The organism is Pseudomonas guariconensis (assembly GCF_024127895.1).
Classification (GTDB): domain Bacteria; phylum Pseudomonadota; class Gammaproteobacteria; order Pseudomonadales; family Pseudomonadaceae; genus Aquipseudomonas; species Aquipseudomonas guariconensis_B.
Map to the genome: position 1 here is coordinate 75,246 of NZ_JAMYBK010000018.1, position 23,093 is coordinate 98,338.

Sequence of the window (23,093 nt, forward strand, 5' to 3'; positions counted from 1 at the left end):
GCCAGGGACGAAATCCATTCCCTGGCCGGGAATAAATTTTTCCACCCCACGTCGTACCGGCTCACTCATTGACCGGATCCTGACCATGAACACACCCCTGCACGGCCCCGCCAAGGCCCTGCGCCTGGCCGCCATCGGTGCCGGCCTGCTGGCCTTGGGCGCAGGCTTTGCCTACGCCGCCGGCTGGATCGGCGGCCCGTCGCTGACCCCGCAGCGCATCGTCGACACCTTCGAAGCCCAAGCCGGCCATCATCCTGGCTACCGCAAGAACCACGCCAAGGGCCTGTGCGTCAGTGGCTACTTCCAGAGCAGTGGGCTGGCCGAGCCACTGTCCAGCGCACGGGTCTTCAGCCAGCCTCGGGTGCCGGTGATCGGCCGCTTCGCCATCGGTGGGGCGAACCCGTTCAGCCCCGACACCCGTGTGCCGGTGCGCAGCCTGGCCCTGCAGTTCAGCAGCGATGATGGGCACGTCTGGCGAACCGGCATGAACAATACGCCGGTATTGGCGATCGCTACGCCCGAGGCCTTCTACCAACAGCTCCTGGCTGCGGCACCGGACCCCGCCACAGGCAAGCCGGACCCTGCGAAGATGCAGGCGTTCTTCGCCGCCCACCCCGAGAGTGCCGCGTTCCGCCAGTGGGCAGCCGGCTACACGCCCAGCGACAGCTTCGCCAGCACCGCGTACCACAGCATCAATGCCTTCTACCTGGTCGACGATGGCGGCAAGGCCCGCCCGGTGCGCTGGCAACTGGAGCCCGGCACGCCTTTCGCCCCGCTGCCGAGCGAGGTCGAGGACAAACGCTACCTGCAGCACGACCTGCAACGGCGCCTGGCCCACGGCCCACTGCGCTGGACCTTGCGCCTGACACTGGCCGAGCCCGACGACCCGGTGGACGACCCGTCCCGCCCCTGGCCCACCGAACGCCGCAGCATCGACGCGGGCACCCTGGTCATCGAACAAGTCGATGCCCCGGAGCAAGGCGCCTGCCGTGACATCAACTTCGACCCGCTGATCCTGCCCCCCGGCATCGAACCGTCCGCCGACCCTATCCTCGCCGCCCGTTCGGCGGCCTATTCGGAATCCTTCAACCGTCGCAGCCGCGAGTCCCTCGGCACCGGAGGCCGCCCATGAACAAGCTCGCCCCCACCACCTTCCACCCGCTGGCCCGCCTGCTGCACTGGTTGATGGCCGTACTGATCCTGGCCATGCTGTTCATCGGCGTGAGCATGGTCGGCGACCTGTCGCCGCGTCATCCAGTGCTGGTCGAGTTGCACAAGGCAACGGGCCTGGCCCTGCTCGCCCTGGTGGTGCTGCGCATCGGCCTGCGCCTGGCCCTGCCCCACCCACCATTGCCACGTGACCTGCCGGCGCTCCAACGGCTCGCGGCGGGGGCTTCGCACCTGCTGCTCTACGCACTGATGCTGGCCATGCCGCTGCTGGGCTGGGCCATGCTTTCGGCTGGCGGCTACCCTCGCCCGCTGCAACTGCCCGCGATCGCGCCCCACGACCTGCAACTCTATACGGTGTTGCGCCAGGCACACGGCTGGGCAGGCTACCTGCTGTACGCCACCATCCTGTTGCACCTGGGCGCCGCGTTGGTGCATGCCCTGGTACGCCGGGACAGCGTGCTGCGCAGCATGTGGCCTGGCCCCCTGTCACGCGGCGATTGAACATCCATGGGCGGCTCGACATCGACCAGGGTCAACCGCCCACTGTCGCGTCCAGGCACAGTTCCATGAACCGCGCCGCTGCCCGGGACGGCGTCGCGGCATGGGGCATGAGGATCGAGAAATGCCGTGTCAACGGCTGCGGCGCGATACCCAACCGGTACAACGCATTGTCTTCATGACGGATCGACATCGCCGAAACGAAGCCGATGCCCATCCCTGCACGCACCGCTTCCTTCACTCCTTCCACCCCGGCGATCTCCAGGGCCACGCGCATCGCCACGCCGTCGCGGGCAAAGGCACGCTCGACCAGCCGGCGCACCCCCGAGCCGCTTTCGCGCAGTACCAACGGATAGGCGCCCAGCGCCTCGAGTGTCTGCGCAGTGGCGCCATTGGCCAACGGGTGATCGCTCGGGACGATGGCCACGATCTCGTCCTCGCGCCACGCCGTGACGCCCGTGCCCAGCGGCAGCTCCTGCCCTGGCGGCCCCTCGATCAAGGCGATGTCCAGCGTCCCCAGGGCAGCGACGATCTCCGCCGTGTTGCCGTTGGTGGTCGTCACCGCCACGTCCGGATAGCGCGCATGAAAATCCGCGATCAGGTACGGCAACAGGTAGCTGGCCGGGGTGGTACTCGCGCCGATGCGCAAGGTACCGCGCTCCAGCCCGCGCAGGGCATCGCGCAGGGCCTGGGCCTGGTGGAAGGTCTCGCGCAACCGCTGGGCATGCTCGAGCAATTGCTCGCCGGCAGCGGTCAGGCGTACACCGCGCCCGGCGCGCTGGTAGAGCGGTTCGCCGAAGGCTTCCTGCAGCAGCTTGAGCTGGCCCGACACGGCCGGCTGCGACAGGTGCAGGGCTGCTGCGGCATGGCTGATGTTGCCATGCTCGGCGACGGTGGCGAAGGTTATCAGTTGTTCAGGGGTCATGAAGACAAAGTATCAGCAAAATGGATATCTGGCATTCCAAATGACGATTTTTTATAAGCTTATAACTGAATTAACGTAGGCCTCATCACCCCAGATCGGAGGTCCTACCATGACCACGACCCCTTCGGCCCCCGCCCTTGCGCCTACCCACACCACCCGTGGGCGGCTCAACGGCATCCTGTTCGTTGCTCTGTTCGCGCTCTCGGTCACTCAAGTGGCTGCCCTGCCGGCCATCTCCAGCCTAGGCATCAGCCCGCTGATCGTCGGCATCGTCGCTGGTGCCCTGTACGGCAATGGCCTGCGCCATGGGCTGCCGGAAAGCTGGGCAGCGGGGGTGAATTTCTCCGCGCGCAACTTGCTGCGCCTGGCCGTGGCGTTCTTCGGCCTGCGGGTGAGCCTGCAGGAAATCGCCCAGGTCGGCTGGTCGGGCCTGACGGTCTCGCTACTGGTGGTCGCCAGCACCCTGCTGGTGGGCCTGTGGGTCGGCATGAAACTGATGAAACTGGACCGCGACACCGCATTGCTCACCGCAGCCGGCAGCGCGATCTGCGGCGCTGCGGCAGTGCTGGCCTTCGAGTCGGCGCTGCGCTCCCAACCGCACAAGGCTGCCATGGCGGTGGGCAGCGTGGTGCTGTTCGGCACCCTGTCGATGTTCCTCTACCCGTTGGCGGTCGCTGCCGGTTGGATACACCTCGATACCGTCGGCGTGGGCCTGTTCTTCGGTGGCACCCTCCACGAGGTGGCCCAGGTCGTCGGCGCGGCCAGCAACGTCAGCCCCGAGGCCACCCACATCGCCACCATCGTCAAGATGACCCGTGTATTGCTGCTGGTGCCGGTACTGCTGGTGGTCGGCGTGTGGATCAGCCACTCGCGCCGGAACGACCAAGCCCAGGGGGGCGGCCGGATCGCAGTACCATGGTTCGCCTTTGGCTTCCTCCTGCTGGTGTTGGTCAACTCGTTGCACATACTGCCCACCACACTGGTCACCACGATCAACGGTCTCGACACCTTCGCCCTGACCATGGCCATGACCGCCCTGGGCATGGAGACCCGTTTCAGTCAAATCCGCCAGGCTGGCCCTCGCGCCCTGCTCACGGGGGCGATTCTCAACCTCTGGCTGGTCGGCGGTGGCCTGGCGATCGTCCATGGCGTACAGCGCCTGTTCGGATGAATGGCAGGGGAGCCAAGCTTTTTGGGCCCCCCTCTCGTTGCGGCGCGCATTTGTCGGTATGGTGGTATCCCAGTAGGAAGTTCCATACGCACAGGAAAGACTTAGATGCCCCAACGCCATGTCATCAACGCATCCGTCAGCCCCAAAGGCAGCCTGGAGACGCTGTCGCAACGTGAAGTCCAGCAACTGAGCGAAGTCGGTACCGGCAGCCTGTACACCCTGTTCCGCCAGTGCGCCCTGGCCATCCTCAACACTGGCGCCCATGTCGACAATGCCAAGACCATCCTCGAGGCCTACCAGGATTTCGAAGTCCGTATCCACCAGCAGGACCGCGGTGTGCGCCTCGAACTGCTCAACGCGCCGGCCGATGCCTTCGTCGACGGCGAGATGATCGCCAGCACCCGCGAGATGCTGTTCAGCGCCCTGCGCGACATCGTCTATACCGAGAGCGAGCTGGCCAGCCAGCGCATCGACCTGGAGAGCTCCCAGGGCATCACCGATTACGTCTTCCACCTGCTGCGCAACGCCCGCACCCTGCGCCCCGGCGTGGAGCCGAAGATGGTGGTGTGCTGGGGCGGCCACTCGATCAGCAGCGAGGAATACCAGTACACCAAGAAGGTTGGCCACGAGCTGGGCCTGCGCAAGCTGGACGTCTGCACCGGCTGCGGTCCGGGCGTGATGAAGGGGCCGATGAAGGGCGCCACCATCGCCCATGCCAAGCAGCGCATGCACGGCAGCCGCTACCTGGGCCTGACCGAGCCTGGCATCATCGCCGCCGAGGCGCCCAACCCCATCGTCAACGAGCTGGTGATCCTGCCGGACATCGAGAAACGCCTGGAGGCGTTCGTGCGGGTCGGGCATGGCATCATCATCTTCCCCGGCGGCGCCGGCACCGCCGAGGAGTTCCTGTACCTGCTGGGCATCCTCATGCACCCGGACAACCAGGACCTGCCGTTCCCGGTCATCCTCACCGGCCCGCGCAGCGCCGAGGCCTACCTGCAGCAGTTGCATGCCTTCGTCGGCGCCACCCTGGGCGAGGCGGCGCAGAGCCACTACCAGATCATCATCGACGACCCGGCCGAGGTGGCCCGGCAGATGGTCGAGGGCCTCAAGGCGGTCAAGCAGTTCCGCCGCGAGCGCAACGATGCCTTCCACTTCAACTGGCTGCTGAAGATCGAGGAAAGCTTCCAGCGCCCGTTCGACCCGACCCACGAGAACATGGCCAACCTCGAGCTGCACCATGAGCTGCCACCCCATGAGCTGGCCGCCAACCTGCGCCGGGCGTTTTCCGGGGTGGTCGCCGGCAACGTCAAGGACAAGGGCATCCGCCTGATCGAGGAGCACGGGCCGTACCAGATCCGTGGCGACAGCGCAGTGCTCGACCCGCTGGGCCGGCTGCTGCAGGCGTTCGTCGACCAGCACCGGATGAAGCTGCCGGGCGGGGCCGACTATGTGCCCTGCTACCAGGTCGTGACCTGAGGCTACGGGGGCGCTTGCGCCCCCCCTATCTGAAGTCCGGGACGACGCAACATCCTGTAGACATTTCCTACCCCAAGCAGTGAACCTGCCTCGATAAAAACGGTCTTTCGCTGACGGTCAATCCACCGACCGGTTCGACGGCCCCGTGACCCGGGCCTTTTTCCGTCCTGTTTCAGCGAAGACCACCATGCCTGATTTGCGCCCAGCCTCCTCCGCCCTTCCCGCCCTGCGCGGCAGCCTGATCGCCGCCCTGATCGCCCTCGCCGCCCCCGTGCATGCCGAAGAACCGGCCAGCGACGCACGCTGGGTCAGCGACACCCTGAGTACCTACGTACGCAGCGGCCCCACCAACGGCCACCGCATCGTCGGCACGCTCAAGGCCGGGCAGAAGGTCACGCTGATCGGCACCCAGGGCAGCTACAGCCAGGTACGCGGGCAGAACGGCGACCTGGTGTGGATCCTCACCAGCGACCTGCAGGCCGTGCCCGGCCAGGCCGAGCGCCTGCCCCAGCTGGACGCCCAGGTCGCCCAGCTCTCCGAGCAGCTCAAGACCATCGACGACAGCTGGAAGAACCGCGTGCAGGGCATGCAGGAAACCCTGGACTCGCGCAAGGCGCTGATCGACGAGCTGGAGGCGCGCAACAAGGCGCTCAACGAGCAGCTCGACCAGGCCCAGTCGTCGTTGCGTGACACCCAGGCACGCCTGGGCGACGAGAACAAGCAGGTGATGATGCGCTACATGGTCTACGGCGGCAGCATCGCCGGTGCCGGCCTGCTCGCGGGCCTGATCCTGCCGGCCCTGACCCGCGGGCGCAAGCGCAACGACCGCTGGTTCTGAGGCTCAGGCCGGCTGGTTGACCACGCCGAACGGCACATGCACCGAGGGCACCACGGTACTGGTGCCCTGCAGGTGGCCCGACTGGTCGTCGAAGAAGATGTGCGGCTTGAGTACCTGCAGCACCCGGCGCTTCTCGATGCCGCCGAGGAAGAACGCATCGTTGGCCATCACGCCCCAGCTCTTCAAGGTGGTCAGCGCACGCTCATGGGACGGCGCGTTGCGCGCGGTGACGATGGACACCCGCAGGCGGTTCTCGTAGCCGGGGTGGTCGAGCTTGTAGCGTTCCTCGACCGCCTGGATCCGCGCGATGCGCACGAAGAACTCCTTGAGCGGCCCAGGGTTGTGGGGCTGGGCGACATTGGTCACCTCATGGGCATGGAAGCCCTGCAAGCCATCGCGCTGCATCACCGCCTCCGACTCGTCGCCGGCCAGCACGCCATCGAAGTCGAAGGCGATGCGCAGGCCGGTGTCATGCTCATCGTCGTCGAACCGGGAGTCGAGCACCTGCCCGGCCGGGTAGCCGGCCTGGATCGCCGCGTCCACATGGGCCTTGTCGGCGGAAAGGAACAGGGCGATGTTCAGTGCCGGGATGTACTCGTAGGGCGAACGGCCCTGCATGAAGATCGCCCGGGTCATGTTCAGGCCGTAGTGCTCGATGGTCTTCATCACCCGCAGCCCGGTGTCCGGGTCGTTCTGCGACAACAGCACGACCTCTACCAAGGGATCGTCAGGGTCGTCGCGCAGGTCGTTGAGCGCCAGCAGGCGCTTGATGAAGGGAAAAGCGATGCCCTTGCCCAGCGGCACGTGCAGGTGTTGCTCCTGGTACTTGCGGTACTGGGCCTCGCCCTCGCGACGGAATACCGCGTCGGAGTCGCTGAGGTCGAACACCGCGCTCGACGCCACGCCGATCACCAGGCGATCGTCCACGTCATAGGCCATGGCTTGCTCCTTCTCCTTCGGCACACGAGAATGACAAGGCGATCATGATGCGGGCCTGCCTTGCAGGCGTGGCGCCCAGTCTTCGACCTGGTGCTGCTCCAGGCGCCGCTGCAAGGTCTTGCGCCAGGATGGCACCAAGGGCAGCGCGAGGCACTCGCGCAACAACTCGGGTTCCAGGCACTTGTCGAACAGCACCGCCGACAGCCGTGCGACGGACCAGTCGCCGTGGGGGCGCTCGACCAGTTGCAAGGCGTCGCCGGCCTCGACCGTGCCCTCCTCCAGCACCCGGTAATACCAGCCCGTGCGTCCGCTCTGCTGGACCTGCAAGGCCATCTGCGCCACGCCGAAGCGATCATTGAGCTTCCAGCAAGGCATACGCCCCTGGGAGATCTCCAGCAGGGCCGAGCCCACGCGGATACGGTCGCCCAGGCAGACGTCCGACTCACGCCAGCCGGTGCTGCTGAAGTTCTCGCCGAAGGCGCCGGGCTGGGCCAGCAGCGGATGCCCGCCCAGCGCCTCGGCCCACTGGGCGTAGTGTTCGCGCGGATAATGGTGGAGGGCCTTTTCCACCCCGCCGTGAACCCGCAGGTCGCCCTGCTCGTCTCCCTCCAGGCCCAGGAACGTCACCTTGAGCGGCCCTTGCCGGGGATGCTTGTCGATGCCGCTGTACGAACCGGGGCGGGTGAAAGGCCGGGCGCGACCGGTGAGCAGGCTGTCGAGGGTGAGGTAGGTCGGGGTCATGCGGGTTCTCGCGGTATCTCGCTGGAAAGACGAGCTTACCTGAGAGCCGGGGGCGATCGGAACGCTTCGTGCGTTGCGATCGCCGTGGCGGGCTTGCCCCGCGCCACCCGATGGTTAGACTGTGCACCCCGCCCCACCCGGCGTGGGAAGACCCAACAGATGCCGGAGCCTGCCCCGATGTTCATCCTGAGCCGCCCTGACGGCGTGCCCCCCGAGTCCTTCCAGAACCAGATCCGCCAACTGGTGATCGACCATGTCGGCGAGCTGAGCAGCGTTGCCATCAGCCCGGACAATCCGCTCTATCCGCTGTACCAGTACGGGGTCGGCCTGGAGGTCCACCAATACCTGCAGGCCATGGACGGCACCCGCGGCCTGGCGGTGGAACTGACCCTGGCCCTGGATGCCGAGGCTCCGCAGCGGCTGCTCGGCTTCGCCCTGTCGCTGCCCGCCCAGGACAACGACCAGGCCTGCACCCTGGCCTTCCTTGCCGTGGCCGCGAGCCATCGCCGCCAGGGGATCGCCCGGGCGCTGCTGGCCGACCTGCAATCACGTTATGCCTGCGTGGAGCTGAACGTCTTCGCCAGCCTGGTGCCCTGGTTCGAGACGATGGGCATGCAGGTGGTGGCCGCCAATGGACCGCAGGTGCTGATGAGCAGCACCGGCCAGGCCAGCGAAGCGCTGGTCGGCCGCCTGGACATCGCACCGATCTATCGCACCCTCGAGGTGCGGCAGATCCATGCCTACCTGCTCAAGCAGCATGGCCAGGCGGCGATGATCGAGGCGGAGCAACAGCGGGATGCACGCCTGGACGCGCTGGGGGAGCAGGCCCAGGACTGCGTCAGGCAGCGCAAGACGGTGCATTGAGTCGTCATTTTTCCTGCAGTACGGCCCTGCCCTTCACCGCCCGTGGCCCCATCCAGGCCCACACGATCAGGCCGGGAATCGGCGCGTAGACCACGAAGACGATCCACAGCATCTTGCGTTCGGCGCGTCGCTCGCTGCCGATGATGTGCCAGATGGCCAACATCTCCAGCAGGATGACGATGGCGGCGATGATGATCCAGATCGTTCCGATCTCCATGAGCGTTCTCCCGTGAGCATGTAATGCGTTGGGTAGCCACGGGCCGCGAGGGTTCAGTCGGATCCTGCGCCGAGGGTGCCTTGGGTTCTCAACCGTCGGCGGCGTCCGGCGTGATGACCAGCACGCTGCCTGGCAGCTTGTACAACACCCGCTCGACCGTGCTGCCGATGTACTTGGCCAGCCCGCGATGGTGGGTGCGGCCCATCAGCACGATGTCGATGCCATGGTTCTCCACGAACTGCCCCAGGACCTTGGCCGGGTCGCCGGTGATCATGTGGCGGTTCTCCAGGGCGATGCCGTTGCGCTCGGCCAGTTCGTCGAACGCTTCGCGCTGGGCCGTGTACAGCGTCTCGGAGAGGTTGGAGCTGAACAGGAAGGAACGCCGACCACTGTCGTCGGCCTCATCGTACAGCGCCCCCAGGTCATAGGCGTAGAGCAGGTCGAGCTGGGCGCCGCATTGCATGGCCAGCTTCGCCGCCTCGCCGACGATGCGTTCGTTGAAGCCTTCGTACTGCTGCGCCGGGCGCGACAGGTCGACCGCTGCCAGCACCCGCTGCGGCAAGGCATGGCGGCTCTGGCCGACGAAGTGCATGGGCACCTTGCACTCTCGCAGCAACTGGATGTCGAGGGGCGTGAACAAGGCCCGCATCAGGCGGGACTCGTGCTCGATGTCCTTGATCAGCATGGCGAAGGGGTGTTCGCGCAGGTGCACGAGAATCTCCTCCAGCGCATCCTCGACCCAGACCACCTCGGTGGTGACCGTCAGGCCATTGCGGCGCATCGGCGCAGCCTGGCTTTCCAGCCATTGCCGGTGCTGCTCGACATAGCCCTGGCGCAACGCCGCCAGGGCCTGGGGGTTGACCAGCCCGGCGGTGGCCAGGCCCTCCAGGTAGTCGAAGGCGACGATGTGCAGCGCCATGCCCTTGGCCTTGGCCAGGGCCACGGCCCGGTCGTAGGCCGAGGTACGCCGCATCAGCGGGGAGACGACGAGCATCAGGCGTTGTTGATCGGACATGGCACACCTCGCAGGCAAGGGAAGGATGCCCTGATCGTGCCTCTGTACGCGGGGGACCGCTTGACCTGCATCAAAGGTGTCGCTGCACGCCCACCTTCGCTCGCCCTTTCAGCCCTTCAGCGCCGCCTCGATCGCCGCGACATCGATCCGGGTCATGCCCATCATGGCGTCGAATGCCCGTTTGGCCGCGGCCCGGTCGGGGTTGTCGATGGCCTCGAGCAGGACCCTGGGGGTGATCTGCCATGACACGCCCCATTTGTCCTTGCACCAGCCACAGACGCTCTCCTGGCCGCCGTTGCCGACGATGGCGTCCCACAGGCGGTCGGTCTCGGCCTGGTCTTCGGTGCAGACCTGGAACGAGAACGCTTCGGTATGCTTGAACGCCGTCCCACCGTTGAGCCCTACGCAGGGGATGCCCATGACGCGGAACTCGACGGTGATCACATCGCCCGCCTTGCCCGACGGAAAGTCGCCTGGTGCATGGTGCACCGCCCCCACTGCGCTGTCGGGGAAGGTCTTGGCATAGAAGGTCGCCGCCTCCAGCGCGTCCTTTTCGTACCAGAGACAGAGGGTGTTCTTGCTGGTCATGGTCGTGCTCCGTGGACGGGTTGGAAAGGTTTCAGTCTAGCCCTCACGGTGGGTAGCGCATTGCAAGCCATCGGGAGCGCGATCAGGACAGGCTCACTCGCTCGCCCCGACCACCCCTGCCACCTTCTGCTGCTGGCTCCGGGTCGCCAGGCAGTAGTACAGCGGGCAGGTCACCAGCAACCCGAACAGCCACGACAGGTCCGCTCCTTCGACCAGATTCGAATAAGGCCCCACATACAACGACGTGTTGGCGAACGGCAGTTGCACCAGAATGCCGCAGGCATAGGCGACGATCGCGTGGTGGTTGAAACGCCCATAGATCCCACCATCGGCGCGGAAGATCGAGGCGATGTCGTACTGGCCTTTCTTGATCAGGTAGAAGTCGATCAGGTTGATCGACGCCCAGGGCACCAGCACCAGCAGCAACGCCAGGATCAGGCCGATGAACTGGCCGATGAAGTCCGCCGAGGCGTTCAACGCGACTACCCCGCAGCCGACCAGGATCACCGAGGCCAGGGCGACCCGCACCCTGACGCTCGGTGTCCAGTGGGCGACGAAGGTCTGGATCGCCGTGACGATCGACAGCACCGCGCCATACAGGTTGAGGGCGTTGTGGCTGATGATGTTGAGCAGGAACAGCACCATCAGGATCGGCCCCAGCCAACCGGTGGCCTGCTTCACGGCAGCCATGGCATCAGTGCCCTCAGGTACGCACAGCACCGCCACCGCACCGAAGCTGAAGCACAGGATGGTGCCCAGGGTCGCACCGAAGTAGGTGGCCCAGAATGGCTTGCCGATGCCGATCTCGCGCGGCAGGTAGCGTGAATAGTCGGAGGTGTACGGCGAGAAGCTGATCTGCCAGATGGTGCCCAAAGACACGGTGGCGATGAAGCCGGACAGGTTGAACGCGCCGCGGCTGAAGAAGTCGGCCGGCAGTTGCTGGGCGAACATCATGATGAAGCCGGCCAGCAGCGCCGAGCCCATGACCCAGGTGCCGATGCGGTTGAGGGCATGGATGAAGCGGTAGCCGATCACCCCGATGGCGGTGGCGCTCAGGGCACCGATGACGATGGCCGTGGGCATCGGCACGCTGGGGGCGATGCCGTGGATCGACTTGCCCGCCAGGACGATGTTGGAAATGAAGAAGCCGACGTAGATCAGCGCGGTGAAGAACACGATCAGCAAGGCGCCGTAGCGGCCGAACTGGCCACGGCTCTGGACCATCTGCGGAATGCCCAGCTGCGGTCCCTGCGCAGAGGCCAGGGCGATGACCACGCCACCCAGCAGATGACCCAGCACGATGGCGACCAGGCCCCACAGCAGGTTCAGGTGGAACACCTGGACCACCATGGCCCCCGTGACGATGGGCAGTGGCGCGATGTTGGTACTGAACCAGAGGGTGAACAGGTCGCGCGCCTTCCCATGGCGCTCGGCGGGTGGAACGTAATCGACCGTGTGGTTTTCGACAAACTGGTGTTGCGACGACGGTTGGGACATAGGTTTCAGCTCGAAAGGTCGTTTTTATCTTTGTAAGGAAACCGCTCGAGGCGGCCTCTCAGCTGCGCACCATATTATGGTATTCCAAAACTTTGACAACACTGAGCTGCGCTTTTTCAGTGCATCTGATCTGCCTCGCGCCCGGCCCGGCAGCGCCCGTAGATGGAGCCACGCCAAGGAATACGGGGCCTGTACCGTTCATCGCATGCACCAGGGGAGAAAAAATTCCGCTTGCAAAACAGGTATTACGGTATACCATCAGACACATCAACGATAACAACCGCGGACCACCGCAGCCCCTTCCGAGGAACACGCCATGATCGACGCAACCGTCTACAAGAACGTCCTGGGCTCCTTCCCGTCCGGCGTCACGGTCATCACCACCCTGGACGACGACGGCTCGATCGTCGGCCTCACCGCCAGCGCCTTCTCCTCCCTGTCCATGGACCCGCCGCTGGTGCTGTTCTGCCCCAACTACAGCTCCGACTCCTACCCTGTGCTGATCAAGCAGAAGCGCTTCGCCATCCACCTGCTCTCCGGCGAGCAGCAAGCCGAGGCCTATGCCTTCGCCAAGAAGGGCAAGGACAAGGCCGCCGGCATCCAGTGGACCCTGAGCGAACTCGGCAACCCGCTGCTGGCCAACGCCACGGCGATCATCGAGTGCGAGCTGTGGCGCGAATACGAAGGGGGCGATCACGCCATCATGGTCGGCAAGGTGCACAACCTGATCGTCCCTGAAGAGGCGCCGCGGCCGATGGTCTATTGCCGCGGCAAGATGGCCAGCCTGCCGGCCTTCGCCTGAAGTCACCTTATGACGGGTGCCCAGGCATCCGTCGAGACTCCTGACGCCTGTCCCGACAGGCGACACTTTCAAGCTCCGAGGAAAGCCCCATGAAATTTTCGTTGTTCGTGCACATGGAACGTTGGGATGAACAGGTCAGCCACCGCCAGTTGTTCGAAGACCTGACCGAACTGACCCTGATGGCCGAGCGCGGCGGTTTCAGCACCGTATGGATCGGCGAACACCACGCCATGGAATACACCATCTCGCCCAGCCCGATGCCGCTGCTGGCGTACCTGGCCGCGCGCACCGAGACGATCCGCCTGGGTGCCGGCACCATCATCGCGCCGTTCTGGAACCCGATCCGCGTGGCGGGCGAATGCGCCCTGCTCGACGTGATCAGCAACGGCCGCATGGAAGTGGGCCTGGCCCGTGGCGCCTACCAGTTCGAGTTCGACCGCATGGCGGGCGGCATGCCGGCCACCGACGGCGGCAAGGCCCTGCGTGAGATGGTCCCGGTGGTACGCAAGCTGTGGCAAGGCGACTACGCCCATGAAGGCGAGGTCTACAAGTTCCCGACCTCCACCAGCGTGCCCAAGCCGGTGCAGAAAAGCCTGCCACCGATGTGGATCGCCGCGCGCGACCCGGATTCGCACAACTTTGCGGTGAAGAACGGCTGCAACGTCATGGTCACCCCGCTGATGAAGGGTGACGAGGAAGTCCTGGACCTGAAGAACAAGTTCCAGGCTGCCCTGGACAACAACCCCGACGTGCCGCGCCCGCAATTGATGGTGCTGCGCCACACCCACGTGCACAGCCCGTCCGAGCCGGAAGGCTGGAGGGTCGGTGCCGAAGCCATCTCGCGCTTCTACCGCACCTTCGATGCCTGGTTCGGCAACAAGACCACGCCGGTCAACGGCTTCCTGGAGCCCAGCCCGGAGTCGAAGTTCGCCGAGGTGCCGGCGTTCGAGCTGGAGAACATCCGCAAGAACACCATGATCGGCACCCCGGAAGCGATCATCGCGCGCATCAAGTACTACCAGGAACTCGGCGTCGACGAGTTCAGCTTCTGGTGCGACAACAGCCTGCCGCATGCCGAGAAGAAGAAGTCGCTGGAGCTGTTCATCAAGGAAGTGGTGCCGGCGTTCGCCTGACACCCCTCACCAGCAATAGCGCGGGACCAGCCCGCTCCTGGGGCCCCGTGGCTCTCGGGAGCGGGCGTTTTTTTAGCGGCAAGCTGCAAGTAAAAGCGGTACGCGCCGTCCCCCCGAAATCGCAAGTAGCGAGCGCGAAGGTTCAGCCGACGCGCTTCGCTTGCAGCTTGCGACTTGTAGCGTGCAGCCGCCCTAGAGAAATTTTCGTCCCGCCTCTTGCGCTATCGATATTATGGTATACCATCAGACAACAAGACCTGATAACCCTCCACAGGAGCCGCTCATGAGTTTCGAAATCCGCAAGATCGTCACCTACTCCGAAGAGACCCGCATCGAAGGCGGCAAGGCTACCGACAAGCCGGTGACCATGGTCGGCCTGGCCGTGGTGATCAAGAACCCGTGGGCCGGTCGCGGTTTCGTCGAAGACCTCAAGCCCGAAATCCGTGCCAACTGCTCCGAGCTGGGCGCGCTGATGGTCGAGCGCCTGTGCGCGGCGATCGGCGGTGCCGACAAGATCGAAGCCTATGGCAAGGCCGCCGTGGTCGGCGCTGACGGCGAGATCGAGCACGCTTCCGCGGTGATCCATACCCTGCGCTTCGGCAACCACTACCGCGAAGCGGTCCAGGCCAAGAGCTACCTGAGCTTCACCAACAAGCGCGGCGGCCCGGGCACCTCGATCCAGATCCCGATGATGCAGAAGGACGACGAAGGCCTGCGCTCGCACTACATCACCCTGGAGATGCAGATCGAAGACGCCCCCCGCGCCGACGAGATCGTCGTGGTCCTGGGCGCCTCCGATGGCGGCCGCCTGCACCCGCGCATCGGTAACCGCTACATCGACCTGGAAGAACTGGCGGCCGAGAAAGCCAACGCTCAATAACAACAACCAGACGGGCCGGGGCGTTGCGTGCAAGCACTGCCGCCACGCCCGACCTCGAGGAGCGCCCTCCATGATTCAGCCTGTTGCTGAACGTACACCGGCCGGGACCAGTTACCTGAGCCTCGGCCAGGGCCAGCCTGTGGTACTGATCCACGGCGTGGGCCTGAACAAGGAAATGTGGGGCGGGCAGTTCGTCGGCCTGGCCGGCGACTACCGCGTCATCGCCTACGACATGCTCGGCCACGGCCAGAGCCCACGACCCGCTGCCGACACCGACCTGCAAGGCTATGCCGCGCAACTGACCGAGCTGCTCGACCACCTGCAGATCCCGCAGGCCACGGTGATCGGCTTCTCCATGGGTGGCCTGGTCGCGCGCGCCTTCGCCCTGCACCATCCACAGCGCCTGGCGGCGCTGGTGGTGCTCAACAGCGTGTTCAACCGCAGCCCCGAGCAGAGCGCCGGGGTCATCGCGCGCGCCGCCCAAGCCGCCGAACACGGCCCCGACGCCAATGCCGAAGCGGCCCTGGCACGCTGGTTCAGCCGCGAGTACCAGGCGGCCAACCCGGCGCAGGTCGCGGCCATCCGCCAGACCCTGGCCAGCAACGACCCGCAGGGCTACCTGACCACCTACAAGCTGTTCGCCACCCAGGACATGTACCGCGCCGATGACCTCGGCAGCATCCAGGTGCCGACCCTGATCGCCACCGGCGAGCACGACCTGGGGTCGACCCCGGACATGACCCGCCAGCTGGCCGCGCGCATCCCGGGCGCTCGCAGCGTGGTCCTGGCCGAACAACGGCATATGATGCCGGTGGAAGCGCCGCGTGAAGTCAACAAGATGCTGCTGGACTTCCTCAAGCACGCCCACACCCTCACCGAATCCGCCAAGGGGATTGTTGCATGACCCTCGTTCGTTTCCAGATGTGCATCGACGGCCAATGGCGCGATGCCCAGAGCGGCAAGACCTTCGACAGCCTCGACCCGGCCACCGCCAAGGCCTGGGCGCAACTGCCCGACGCCGATGAAGCCGATGTGGAGCTGGCCGTGCAAGCCGCCCAGCGCGCCTTCGAGAGCAAGGCCTGGCGCGGCCTGACCGCCACCGCGCGGGGCAAGCTGCTGCGCCGCCTGGGCGACCTGATCGCCGAGAACAAGGAACATCTGGCCCAGCTGGAAAGCCGCGACAACGGCAAACTGATCCGCGAGACCCGCGGCCAGGTCGGCTACCTGCCGGAGTTCTTCCACTACACCGCGGGCCTGGCCGACAAGCTCGAGGGCGGCACCCTGCCCCTGGACAAGCCGGACCTGTTCGCCTACACCGTGCACGAGCCGATCGGCGTGGTGGCCGGGATCATCCCCTGGAACAGCCCGCTGTACCTGACCGCGATCAAGCTGGCCCCGGCGCTCGCCGCCGGCAACACCATCGTGCTCAAGCCGTCCGAACACGCCTCGGCGACCATCCTCGAGCTGGCCCGCCTGGCCCTCGAGGCCGGCTTCCCGGCCGGCGTGGTCAATGTGGTCACCGGCTTCGGCCCAAGCACCGGCGCGGCGCTGACCCGCCATCCGCTGGTGCGCAAGATCGCCTTCACCGGTGGCGCCGCCACCGCCCGCCACGTGGTGCGCAGCAGCGCCGAGAACTTCGCCAAGCTGTCGCTGGAACTGGGCGGCAAGTCGCCGAACATCATCTTCGCCGACGCCGACCTGGACAGCGCCGTCAACGGCGCGGTGGCCGGCATCTATGCCGCCTCCGGGCAGAGCTGCGTGGCCGGCTCGCGCCTGTTGGTGCAGGACGAGATCTTCGACACCTTCGTCGAGCGCCTGGTCGAGCGCGCCAAGCGCATCCGCATCGGCAACCCGCAGGACGACGCCAGCGAAATGGGCCCGATGGCCACCGCCCAGCAACTGGCCGTGGTCGAGGGCCTGGTCGCCGCGGCCCAGGCCGAAGGCGCCAAGCTGCGCCTGGGCGGCAAGCGTGCCGAGGTCGAGGGCGACGGCTGGTTCTACGAGCCGACCCTGTTCGAGTGCGACAGCAACTCGATGAAGATCATGCAGGAAGAAGTGTTCGGCCCGGTGGCGGCAGTGATCCGCTTCAAGACCGAGGATGAGGCGCTGGCCATCGCCAACGACTCGCAGTTCGGCCTGGCTGCCGGCATCTGGACCCGCGACCTGGGCCGCGCCCACCGCCTGGCCCGCGACGTGCGCTCGGGGATCATCTGGGTCAACACCTACCGCGCGGTCTCGGCCATGGCGCCGATCGGCGGTTTCAAGAACAGCGGCTACGGCCGCGAGAGCGGCATCGATTCGGTGCTGGCCTATACCGAGCTGAAGACGGTGTGGATCAACCTGTCCACGGCGCCCATGCCCGACCCGTTCGTGATGCGTTGATCGAGGTAGCACAAGATGATCGAACCCGGCATCTACAAAGACGTGATGGGCTCCTTCCCGTCCGGCGTCACGGTGGTCACCACCCTGGACGCCGACGGCGCCATCGTCGGTATCACCGCCAGCGCCTTCAGCGCGCTGTCGATCGACCCGGCACTGGTGCTGTTCTGCCCCAACTACGCCTCCGACACCTACCCGATCCTGCGCGACAGCAAGCAGTTCGCCATCCATTTGCTGTCCGCCGACCAGACCGCTGAGGCCTACGCCTTCGCCGGTAAAGGCAAGGACAAGGCCAAGGGCATCGACTGGCACTTGAGCGAGCTGGGCAACCCACTGCTGGCCAAGGCCACGGCGATCATCGAGTGCGAGCTGTGGCGCGAGTACGACGGCGGCGACCACGCGATCATCGTCGGCCAGGTGAAGAACCTGATCCTGCCGCAGGAGCCGGTGACACCGATGGTCTACCACAAGGGCAAGCTCGGCGCCCTGCCCTCGCTGGGCTGAGCCGGGGCTGCACAGCAGCCCCATTGTTTCCGGGAGGGCCGCACTGTCCCCCTCACCTTCGGTTGCGGCCCCCCTTTTTTCAACCATGCAGGAACACGGCACATGAGCAACGAGAAGTACGAAAAAGGCCTGGCGATCCGCACCCAGGTGCTGGGCGAGGACTACGTCAACCGCTCGATCCAGAACGCCGACGACTTGACCCAGCCCTTGCAGGAACTGGTCACCGAATACTGCTGGGGCCATGTCTGGGGCCGCGACGGCTTGTCGCTCAAAGAGCGCAGCATGATAAACTTGGCCATGATTTCCGCGCTCAACCGGCCCCACGAGCTCAAGCTGCACATCCGCGGCGCCTTGCGTAATGGCCTGAGCCGTGAACAGATTCGCGAGATCCTGCTCCAGGTCGGCATTTATTGCGGCGTGCCCGCGGCGGTGGACAGCTTCCGCCTGGCCCGCGAAGCGTTCGCAGAAGCCGATGCGGAGCCAACCCGTTAACAGCGGGCTGTTCGAACCCCTGCATGGAGCGCCCCAGGTTCGTGGTGCTCCAGCGGTTGCGGCCGGGCAGCCTCATTCAGAGCGCACTCGATGAAACGCCAGCCCCTCGACGACAGCTTCAAGGTCAACCGCAACCCCGTTACCCTGCGCGAAATCGTGCTCGACAAACTGCGCGGGGCGATCATGAACTTCCACCTGCTGCCCGGCGATCGCCTGGTCGAACGCGACCTCTGCGACCGCCTCGGCGTGAGCCGCACCTCGGTGCGCGAGGCCCTGCGCCACCTGGAGTCCGAAGGCCTGGTGGAGTTCGCCGACGCCAAGGGCCCACGGGTGGCGATCATCACCCTGGAAGACGCCCGCGACATCTACGAGCTGCGCTGCGTGCTCGAAGGCCTGATCGTCCAGCTGTTCACCCTCAACGCCAAGGCCAAGGACATCCGCGCCCTGGAGCGCGCCCTGGAAGTGAACCGCGAGGCCCTCGAGGAAGGCGAGCTGCAGCAGGTGCTCGACTCGGTGCAAGGCTTCTACGACGTGCTCCTGGAAGGCTCGGGCAACAAGGTCGCCGCCACCCAGCTGCGCCAGTTGCAAGCGCGCATCAGCTACCTGCGCGCCACCTCGGTGTCCCAGGAGAACCGCCGTGGCGCCAGCAACCGCGAGATGGAGAAGATCGTCGAGGCGATCAAGAGCGGCGACCCACAGGCCGCCCACCAGGCCTCGGTCGACCATGTGCGCGCCGCCGCCAAGGTGGCCCTGGACTACCTGCGCCAGAAGCAGGACGACAACAGCACGGTGCGTGCGATCGTCGAGCCGCTGGTCCTCAAAGACCCTCGCATAGGCCGCTGACCATGCCCAACGCCCCGCGCTATTGCCCGCACTGCACCACGGAACTGGCCCGGGGCGTTCCCAACGGCGACACCCACGAACGCCTGCATTGCACGGGGTGCGGCTACGTCCACTACATCAACCCGAAGATCATCGCCGGCTGCATCATCGAGCGCGACGGCAAGTACCTGTTGTGCCAGCGAGCCATCCCCCCGCGCCCCGGCACCTGGACCCTCCCCGCAGGCTTCATGGAGGCCGGCGAGACCACCGAGCAGGCAGCCCTGCGCGAGGTCTGGGAGGAAAGCGGCGTGCAGGCCGAGATCGTCTCGCCCTACTCCATCTTCAGCGTGCCAAGGATCAGCGAGGTGTACATCATCTTCCGCGCCATCGCCACGCAGGAGACCGGCCAGCACGGCCCCGAGACCCTGGCCTACCGCTTCTTCGGGCCCGACGAGATCCCCTGGGACGAGATCTACTACCCCGCCATCCGGCAGATCCTCGAGCGCTACATCCTCGAGCGCCAGGCCGGGGTATATGGCATCTACATGGGCAACGACGATACCGGCAAGGTGCACTTCATTCGCTGACTCGCCAGTCGTGGTGGCCCCATCGCCGGCAAGCCGGCTCCCCATGGTCCCTGCAAACCGTATCATTTTGGGGTCGACTCACACCTTGTGGGGCTTGCCAGCGATGGTCTGCAAGGCCGCCCCAAAAATGACAAAGCGCCGCTCAACTGACTGGCACTGCGCCACAGCCTGCATAAAATCTCTCGCCAACCGCCGCTTGCGGGTGCACCCTATTGATCCCCATGCAAAGGAGCGGCAGCGCACATGGCGAAATGGCTAGAAGGCGGTGGGCTCATGGCCGAACGCATCCGCCACCACGACTGGGCAGCCACGCCCCTGGGGGCGCTGGACACCTGGCCACATGTGCTGCAGACCTCGGTGGCCCTGTGCCTGACCTCGCGCTTCCCCCAGGCCGTGCTCTGGGGCCAGGAACTGATCACCCTGCACAACGACGCCTTCTCCGAGATCCTCGGTGAAAAACCGTCCGCCCTCGGTCGCCCGTTCAGCGACGTGTGGCAGGAAGCCTGGAGCGAGATCAGCCACATGGCGCAACTGGCCCTGGCCGGCCAAGCCGTGTACATCCAGGACTTTCCCCTGGTCATCGATCGCCGCGGCGGCCCCGAGCAAGCCTATTTCACCTTCTGCTACAGCCCTATCCGCGACCTGGACGGCAAGGTCGTGGGCATGCTCGACACGGTGACCGAAACCACCACCAGCGTGGTGAGCAACCAGCGCCTGCACTTTCTCGACAGCCTGGGCCGGGCTGTGGCCCACGTCACCGACCCTGAGCGGATCATGGCCGTCACCACATGCATGCTCGGCGAGCACCTGCAGCTGTCCAGCTGCGCCTATGCTGTGGTGGACCCCGACGAGGACGGTGTCACCGTCTGCGGCGACTGGGTGGCGCCAGGCCAGCCGCGCCTGGTCGGCCGGTATCGCATCTCCGACTTCGGCGAACAGGTGGTCAACCGCCTGCGCGCCGGCCAGGCCCTGGTGATCGACGACACCTTTCGGCAGTTGCCCGCCGCGGATGCGGCGGCGTTCAAGGCCCTGGATATCACCGCCAGCATCTGCATGCCCTTGATCAAGGACGGCCGCCTGACCGCCTTGATGTCCATTCACGACAAGCTCGCGCGCACCTGGACCCACTACGAGCGATCCTTGATCGGGCAGGTTACCGAACGCTGCTGGGCCCATATCCAGCGGGCCCAGGCCCATGCCAAGATGCGCGAGGCGGCAGCGGCACTGGAAGCGCTCAACGCCACCCTGGAGCAACGGGTACAGGAGCGCACCCTGCAGTTGCTGCACACCGAGGCGGTGCTGCGCCAGGCCCAGAAACTCGAAGCCATCGGCCAGCTGACCGGTGGCGTGGCCCACGACTTCAACAACCTACTGACCATCATCCGCTCGTCCCTGCACTTCCTGCAGCGCCCAGACCTCGACGAAACACGCCGCCAGCGCTACCTCAGGACCATGGCCGAAACGGTCGATCGTGGCGCCAAGCTGACCGGCCAACTGCTGGCCTTCGCCCGCCGCCAGACCCTCAGCCCCCAGGTGTTCGAGGCCGGCCCCCGGCTGGAAGCCATGAGCGAGATGCTCGCCACCGCCACCGGCGCGCGGATCAAGGTGATCCTCGAACTGCCCGACGCGCCCTGCCATATCCGCGCCGACCTCGCCCAACTGGAAACCGCGATCATCAACCTGATGATCAACGGTCGCGACGCCATGGCCGGCGAAGGCACTTTGCGTCTGCGCCTGTCGCCGGACCAAACCATGCCCAGCCTGCATGGGCAACCTGCACAACCTGGGCCGTTCGCGGCCATCTCGGTGATCGACAGCGGTGTCGGCATCGCTCCGGAGCTGCTCGAGCGTATCTTCGATCCATTCTTCACCACCAAGGCCGCAGGCCAGGGCACAGGCCTTGGGCTGTCGCAGGTCTTCGGCTTCGTCAAGCAATCCGGCGGCGACATACAGGTCGCCAGCGTGCCGGGCCAGGGCACCACCTTCACCCTCTACCTGCCGCAGGTGACGCAGCTCCAGGACGAACACACCACCCCCGAAACCTGCGTCACGCTCCATGGCAACGACGGCCGGCGGCGCATCCTGGTGGTGGAGGACAACCCGGATGTCGGCAGTTTCACCGCGCAGATCCTCAAGGACCATGGCTACCAGATCAGTTGGGCGACCTCGGCCGAGGACGCCCTGGAGCAGTTGAACGGTACGCAGGGCAGCTTCGATGCGGTGTTTTCCGATGTGGTGATGCCGGGCATGGGCGGCCTGGCACTGGCCCGGGAGCTGCGACAGCGCCACCCGCATTTGCCGGTGATCCTCACCTCCGGCTACAGCGACGCCATCGCCGAAGGCGGCCACCAGGGCTTCGACTTCCTCGCCAAGCCCTACTCCGCCGAGCAGGTGTGCCAACTGCTCGGCAAGGTGCTCGGCGCCTCCTGAACGATACGGCGCCCCGGTAAAGCTGCTCCCGTAGGCATTACGCGGCTCATCTGCTGCGCACCTTGAACATCCGCTCGTCATAGACGAAGTCGAACACCTCCCGCACCCGGACCTCGCCGATCGCCGGGTGCAGCGGGTTGACCACCAGGTTGCGCTCCAGTTGCAGCACCACCGAGGGCACGATCAGGCCCAGGTGACTGCGCGCCTGGAGCCAGCGGGTGCCATAGGCCATGCTCGGGCTATCGACCGGCAGCGCATCCCAGCCCGCGGGCAGCTCGGCAGGCCCGGGCTCGAGATAGAGGGCGGGATCGTCGGGCAACTCGAAGCAGGTGATCTTGAGTGGAAACTGCGGGCGCCCGGACGCATGGACGAAGGTCTCCAGGCTGCAGATGGCCGGGGTCAGGCCCATGTACAGCGCGGGGACGTCGACGTGGTTCCAGCGCCCTCCCACGATGGCCGCGCCCCGACCGCTGAGGTCGTCCGCCCGCGACGCCTTGGCCACGCGCCAGGCCAGCATCAGGCGACGCCGCCCCACTCCAGGGCATTGAGCACCCGGCGCACCTGCTTGGCGCCGATCCCGGTCTCGCACAGCATGACCGGCGCAGTGCCGCCCAGGGCATCGTTGGGCCGGGACATCCAGGCGATGGCATCGGCCTCGCTCTCGAACACCGCCACCGCCTGGTGGGTGATCTCGGCGATCCGGTCCAGGCGCTCAGAGGCCACCGCATCGAGTGGCTGGTTATCGCGCACGCGGCGCTCGAGCGTGGAAATCGACGCATTGAACAGCTCGGCCAGTTGCTTCTCCGGCAAGCTGAACAGGCGCTTGACCTCCTGGTAGAGCCTGGCGGGCAAGCCGTCGCGGATCTGCACCAGGCGCTCTGCCTCGGTGAGCTGGTCATGGGCCTTGGAGTAGCCCCAGAACACACCGCTGGCCTCGCGGGCTTCGACGGTTGCCTTGCGCCCGCCCTCGATCGCGACATAACGCCCGTCAGCGCCTCGCCTGGCGGGCGCGGAGCGGCGGACACGTGGTTTTTCTGTCGTCTCGGCCATGGATAACCTCATTTGACGGGATATCTACATCAAATGAAGGATACACCGTCCGACAGGGCCTTGCACCCGCCC

The 23,093-nt window shown here is 66.0% G+C and carries 25 protein-coding genes; 16 read left to right on the top strand and 9 right to left on the bottom strand.

Annotation, left to right across the window (positions count from 1 at the left end):
* Positions 1–79 precede the first annotated feature (79 nt).
* Both NJF35_RS17875 and NJF35_RS17880 read left to right on the top strand, forming a co-directional pair.
* Positions 80–1,132 carry a catalase family peroxidase gene (locus NJF35_RS17875; RefSeq protein WP_225790831.1) on the top strand — a complete coding sequence of 351 codons (1,053 nt, stop codon included), beginning with the start codon at positions 80–82 and terminating at the stop codon, positions 1,130–1,132.
* A complete protein-coding gene (locus tag NJF35_RS17880; RefSeq protein WP_225790801.1) occupies positions 1,129–1,671 on the top strand; it encodes a cytochrome b in 543 nt (180 codons plus the stop codon). The genes NJF35_RS17875 and NJF35_RS17880 overlap by 4 nt, the downstream gene beginning before the upstream one ends.
* A gap of 31 nt (positions 1,672–1,702) precedes the next feature.
* Here the strand turns inward: NJF35_RS17880 and NJF35_RS17885 are convergent, their stop codons facing one another.
* Positions 1,703–2,593, bottom strand: a complete 891-nt coding sequence (locus tag NJF35_RS17885; RefSeq protein ID WP_225790802.1) for a LysR substrate-binding domain-containing protein — start codon at positions 2,591–2,593, stop codon at positions 1,703–1,705.
* Positions 2,594–2,702: 109 nt separating this feature from the next.
* Between NJF35_RS17885 and NJF35_RS17890 the strand changes: the two genes are divergently transcribed.
* The 3 genes from NJF35_RS17890 (at position 2,703) to NJF35_RS17900 (ending at position 6,081) form a co-directional block, all read left to right on the top strand.
* A complete protein-coding gene (locus NJF35_RS17890; protein ID WP_253091333.1) occupies positions 2,703–3,764 on the top strand; it encodes a YeiH family protein in 1,062 nt (353 codons plus the stop codon).
* 105 nt (positions 3,765–3,869) lie between these two features.
* Positions 3,870–5,243 carry a nucleotide 5'-monophosphate nucleosidase PpnN gene (gene ppnN / locus NJF35_RS17895; RefSeq protein ID WP_225790804.1) on the top strand — a complete coding sequence of 458 codons (1,374 nt, stop codon included), beginning with the start codon at positions 3,870–3,872 and terminating at the stop codon, positions 5,241–5,243.
* A 187-nt stretch (positions 5,244–5,430) separates the two neighbouring features.
* Entirely contained in the window at positions 5,431–6,081 is a 651-nt protein-coding gene (locus NJF35_RS17900) for a TIGR04211 family SH3 domain-containing protein (RefSeq protein ID WP_253091334.1), read from the top strand.
* A 3-nt stretch (positions 6,082–6,084) separates the two neighbouring features.
* Here the strand turns inward: NJF35_RS17900 and NJF35_RS17905 are convergent, their stop codons facing one another.
* Together NJF35_RS17905 and NJF35_RS17910 are read right to left on the bottom strand one after the other, a co-directional pair.
* Complete coding sequence (locus tag NJF35_RS17905; RefSeq protein ID WP_225790806.1) at positions 6,085–7,020, bottom strand: 5'-nucleotidase; 936 nt, start codon at positions 7,018–7,020, stop codon at positions 6,085–6,087.
* A gap of 42 nt (positions 7,021–7,062) precedes the next feature.
* Positions 7,063–7,761, bottom strand: coding sequence for an MOSC domain-containing protein (locus tag NJF35_RS17910; protein WP_253091335.1), 699 nt, complete (start codon positions 7,759–7,761; stop codon positions 7,063–7,065).
* Positions 7,762–7,938: 177 nt separating this feature from the next.
* Here NJF35_RS17910 and NJF35_RS17915 point away from each other — a divergent pair, with 177 nt between their 5' ends.
* The gene (locus NJF35_RS17915; protein WP_225790808.1) at positions 7,939–8,625 is read left to right on the top strand and encodes a GNAT family N-acetyltransferase; all 687 of its coding nucleotides are present in this window, start codon (positions 7,939–7,941) and stop codon (positions 8,623–8,625) included.
* A gap of 4 nt (positions 8,626–8,629) precedes the next feature.
* On the opposite strand, the gene NJF35_RS17920 is transcribed toward NJF35_RS17915, so the two are convergent.
* The 4 genes from NJF35_RS17920 to NJF35_RS17935 form a co-directional block, all read right to left on the bottom strand.
* Positions 8,630–8,842 (bottom strand): PLD nuclease N-terminal domain-containing protein, encoded by a 213-nt coding sequence (locus tag NJF35_RS17920; protein ID WP_225790809.1) that lies wholly within the window; start codon positions 8,840–8,842, stop codon positions 8,630–8,632.
* Positions 8,843–8,930: 88 nt separating this feature from the next.
* Positions 8,931–9,857, bottom strand: a complete 927-nt coding sequence (locus NJF35_RS17925; RefSeq protein WP_253081620.1) for a universal stress protein — start codon at positions 9,855–9,857, stop codon at positions 8,931–8,933.
* 108 nt (positions 9,858–9,965) lie between these two features.
* Positions 9,966–10,445: a VOC family protein gene (locus tag NJF35_RS17930; protein ID WP_225790811.1), complete on the bottom strand. Its 480-nt coding sequence runs from the start codon at positions 10,443–10,445 to the stop codon at positions 9,966–9,968.
* A gap of 93 nt (positions 10,446–10,538) precedes the next feature.
* On the bottom strand, positions 10,539–11,942 hold the full coding sequence (locus NJF35_RS17935) for a purine-cytosine permease family protein (protein ID WP_225790812.1): 1,404 nt from the start codon (positions 11,940–11,942) through the stop codon (positions 10,539–10,541).
* A gap of 316 nt (positions 11,943–12,258) precedes the next feature.
* Here NJF35_RS17935 and NJF35_RS17940 point away from each other — a divergent pair, with 316 nt between their 5' ends.
* The 10 genes from NJF35_RS17940 to NJF35_RS17985 all read left to right on the top strand — a co-directional run bounded on the left by NJF35_RS17940 (position 12,259) and on the right by NJF35_RS17985 (position 21,971).
* Positions 12,259–12,744, top strand: a complete 486-nt coding sequence (locus NJF35_RS17940) for a flavin reductase family protein (protein ID WP_225790813.1) — start codon at positions 12,259–12,261, stop codon at positions 12,742–12,744.
* An 89-nt stretch (positions 12,745–12,833) separates the two neighbouring features.
* The gene (locus tag NJF35_RS17945) at positions 12,834–13,877 is read left to right on the top strand and encodes an LLM class flavin-dependent oxidoreductase (protein WP_225790814.1); all 1,044 of its coding nucleotides are present in this window, start codon (positions 12,834–12,836) and stop codon (positions 13,875–13,877) included.
* A 283-nt stretch (positions 13,878–14,160) separates the two neighbouring features.
* Entirely contained in the window at positions 14,161–14,757 is a 597-nt protein-coding gene (locus tag NJF35_RS17950) for an amino acid synthesis family protein (protein ID WP_225790815.1), read from the top strand.
* Positions 14,758–14,827: 70 nt separating this feature from the next.
* Positions 14,828–15,661 (top strand): alpha/beta fold hydrolase, encoded by an 834-nt coding sequence (locus NJF35_RS17955; RefSeq protein WP_253091336.1) that lies wholly within the window; start codon positions 14,828–14,830, stop codon positions 15,659–15,661.
* Positions 15,658–17,139 (top strand): aldehyde dehydrogenase, encoded by a 1,482-nt coding sequence (locus tag NJF35_RS17960; protein WP_225790817.1) that lies wholly within the window; start codon positions 15,658–15,660, stop codon positions 17,137–17,139. Before NJF35_RS17955 ends, NJF35_RS17960 begins: the two co-directional genes overlap by 4 nt.
* A 15-nt stretch (positions 17,140–17,154) precedes the next feature.
* Entirely contained in the window at positions 17,155–17,640 is a 486-nt protein-coding gene (locus NJF35_RS17965) for a flavin reductase family protein (protein ID WP_225790818.1), read from the top strand.
* A 102-nt stretch (positions 17,641–17,742) separates the two neighbouring features.
* Complete coding sequence (locus tag NJF35_RS17970; protein WP_253091337.1) at positions 17,743–18,132, top strand: carboxymuconolactone decarboxylase family protein; 390 nt, start codon at positions 17,743–17,745, stop codon at positions 18,130–18,132.
* 90 nt (positions 18,133–18,222) lie between these two features.
* Positions 18,223–18,975, top strand: coding sequence for a GntR family transcriptional regulator (locus NJF35_RS17975; protein WP_225790820.1), 753 nt, complete (start codon positions 18,223–18,225; stop codon positions 18,973–18,975).
* Positions 18,976–18,977: 2 nt separating this feature from the next.
* A complete protein-coding gene (locus NJF35_RS17980; RefSeq protein ID WP_225790821.1) occupies positions 18,978–19,541 on the top strand; it encodes an NUDIX hydrolase in 564 nt (187 codons plus the stop codon).
* Positions 19,542–19,784: 243 nt separating this feature from the next.
* Positions 19,785–21,971 (top strand): response regulator, encoded by a 2,187-nt coding sequence (locus NJF35_RS17985; RefSeq protein ID WP_253091338.1) that lies wholly within the window; start codon positions 19,785–19,787, stop codon positions 21,969–21,971.
* A gap of 46 nt (positions 21,972–22,017) precedes the next feature.
* Here NJF35_RS17985 and NJF35_RS17990 read toward each other — a convergent pair whose 3' ends face one another.
* The gene (locus NJF35_RS17990; RefSeq protein ID WP_253081625.1) at positions 22,018–22,488 is read right to left on the bottom strand and encodes an RES family NAD+ phosphorylase; all 471 of its coding nucleotides are present in this window, start codon (positions 22,486–22,488) and stop codon (positions 22,018–22,020) included.
* Complete coding sequence (locus NJF35_RS17995; protein ID WP_225790824.1) at positions 22,488–23,021, bottom strand: antitoxin Xre/MbcA/ParS toxin-binding domain-containing protein; 534 nt, start codon at positions 23,019–23,021, stop codon at positions 22,488–22,490. Before NJF35_RS17995 ends, NJF35_RS17990 begins: the two co-directional genes overlap by 1 nt.
* Positions 23,022–23,093 lie beyond the last annotated feature (72 nt).

Excerpts from the sequence above, each read along its gene's own strand:
- NJF35_RS17880 (WP_225790801.1), top strand. The coding sequence starts at position 1,129 with ATGAACAAGCTCGCCCCCACCACCTTCCACCCGCTGGCCCGCCTGCTG.
- NJF35_RS17885 (WP_225790802.1), bottom strand. The coding sequence starts at position 2,593 with ATGACCCCTGAACAACTGATAACCTTCGCCACCGTCGCCGAGCATGGC.
- NJF35_RS17890 (WP_253091333.1), top strand. The coding sequence starts at position 2,703 with ATGACCACGACCCCTTCGGCCCCCGCCCTTGCGCCTACCCACACCACC.
- ppnN (WP_225790804.1), top strand. The coding sequence starts at position 3,870 with ATGCCCCAACGCCATGTCATCAACGCATCCGTCAGCCCCAAAGGCAGC.
- NJF35_RS17900 (WP_253091334.1), top strand. The coding sequence starts at position 5,431 with ATGCCTGATTTGCGCCCAGCCTCCTCCGCCCTTCCCGCCCTGCGCGGC.
- NJF35_RS17905 (WP_225790806.1), bottom strand. The coding sequence starts at position 7,020 with ATGGCCTATGACGTGGACGATCGCCTGGTGATCGGCGTGGCGTCGAGC.
- NJF35_RS17910 (WP_253091335.1), bottom strand. The coding sequence starts at position 7,761 with ATGACCCCGACCTACCTCACCCTCGACAGCCTGCTCACCGGTCGCGCC.
- NJF35_RS17915 (WP_225790808.1), top strand. The coding sequence starts at position 7,939 with ATGTTCATCCTGAGCCGCCCTGACGGCGTGCCCCCCGAGTCCTTCCAG.
- NJF35_RS17920 (WP_225790809.1), bottom strand. The coding sequence starts at position 8,842 with ATGGAGATCGGAACGATCTGGATCATCATCGCCGCCATCGTCATCCTG.
- NJF35_RS17925 (WP_253081620.1), bottom strand. The coding sequence starts at position 9,857 with ATGTCCGATCAACAACGCCTGATGCTCGTCGTCTCCCCGCTGATGCGG.
- NJF35_RS17930 (WP_225790811.1), bottom strand. The coding sequence starts at position 10,445 with ATGACCAGCAAGAACACCCTCTGTCTCTGGTACGAAAAGGACGCGCTG.
- NJF35_RS17935 (WP_225790812.1), bottom strand. The coding sequence starts at position 11,942 with ATGTCCCAACCGTCGTCGCAACACCAGTTTGTCGAAAACCACACGGTC.
- NJF35_RS17940 (WP_225790813.1), top strand. The coding sequence starts at position 12,259 with ATGATCGACGCAACCGTCTACAAGAACGTCCTGGGCTCCTTCCCGTCC.
- NJF35_RS17945 (WP_225790814.1), top strand. The coding sequence starts at position 12,834 with ATGAAATTTTCGTTGTTCGTGCACATGGAACGTTGGGATGAACAGGTC.
- NJF35_RS17950 (WP_225790815.1), top strand. The coding sequence starts at position 14,161 with ATGAGTTTCGAAATCCGCAAGATCGTCACCTACTCCGAAGAGACCCGC.
- NJF35_RS17955 (WP_253091336.1), top strand. The coding sequence starts at position 14,828 with ATGATTCAGCCTGTTGCTGAACGTACACCGGCCGGGACCAGTTACCTG.
- NJF35_RS17960 (WP_225790817.1), top strand. The coding sequence starts at position 15,658 with ATGACCCTCGTTCGTTTCCAGATGTGCATCGACGGCCAATGGCGCGAT.
- NJF35_RS17965 (WP_225790818.1), top strand. The coding sequence starts at position 17,155 with ATGATCGAACCCGGCATCTACAAAGACGTGATGGGCTCCTTCCCGTCC.
- NJF35_RS17970 (WP_253091337.1), top strand. The coding sequence starts at position 17,743 with ATGAGCAACGAGAAGTACGAAAAAGGCCTGGCGATCCGCACCCAGGTG.
- NJF35_RS17975 (WP_225790820.1), top strand. The coding sequence starts at position 18,223 with ATGAAACGCCAGCCCCTCGACGACAGCTTCAAGGTCAACCGCAACCCC.
- NJF35_RS17980 (WP_225790821.1), top strand. The coding sequence starts at position 18,978 with ATGCCCAACGCCCCGCGCTATTGCCCGCACTGCACCACGGAACTGGCC.
- NJF35_RS17985 (WP_253091338.1), top strand. The coding sequence starts at position 19,785 with ATGGCGAAATGGCTAGAAGGCGGTGGGCTCATGGCCGAACGCATCCGC.
- NJF35_RS17990 (WP_253081625.1), bottom strand. The coding sequence starts at position 22,488 with ATGCTGGCCTGGCGCGTGGCCAAGGCGTCGCGGGCGGACGACCTCAGC.
- NJF35_RS17995 (WP_225790824.1), bottom strand. The coding sequence starts at position 23,021 with ATGGCCGAGACGACAGAAAAACCACGTGTCCGCCGCTCCGCGCCCGCC.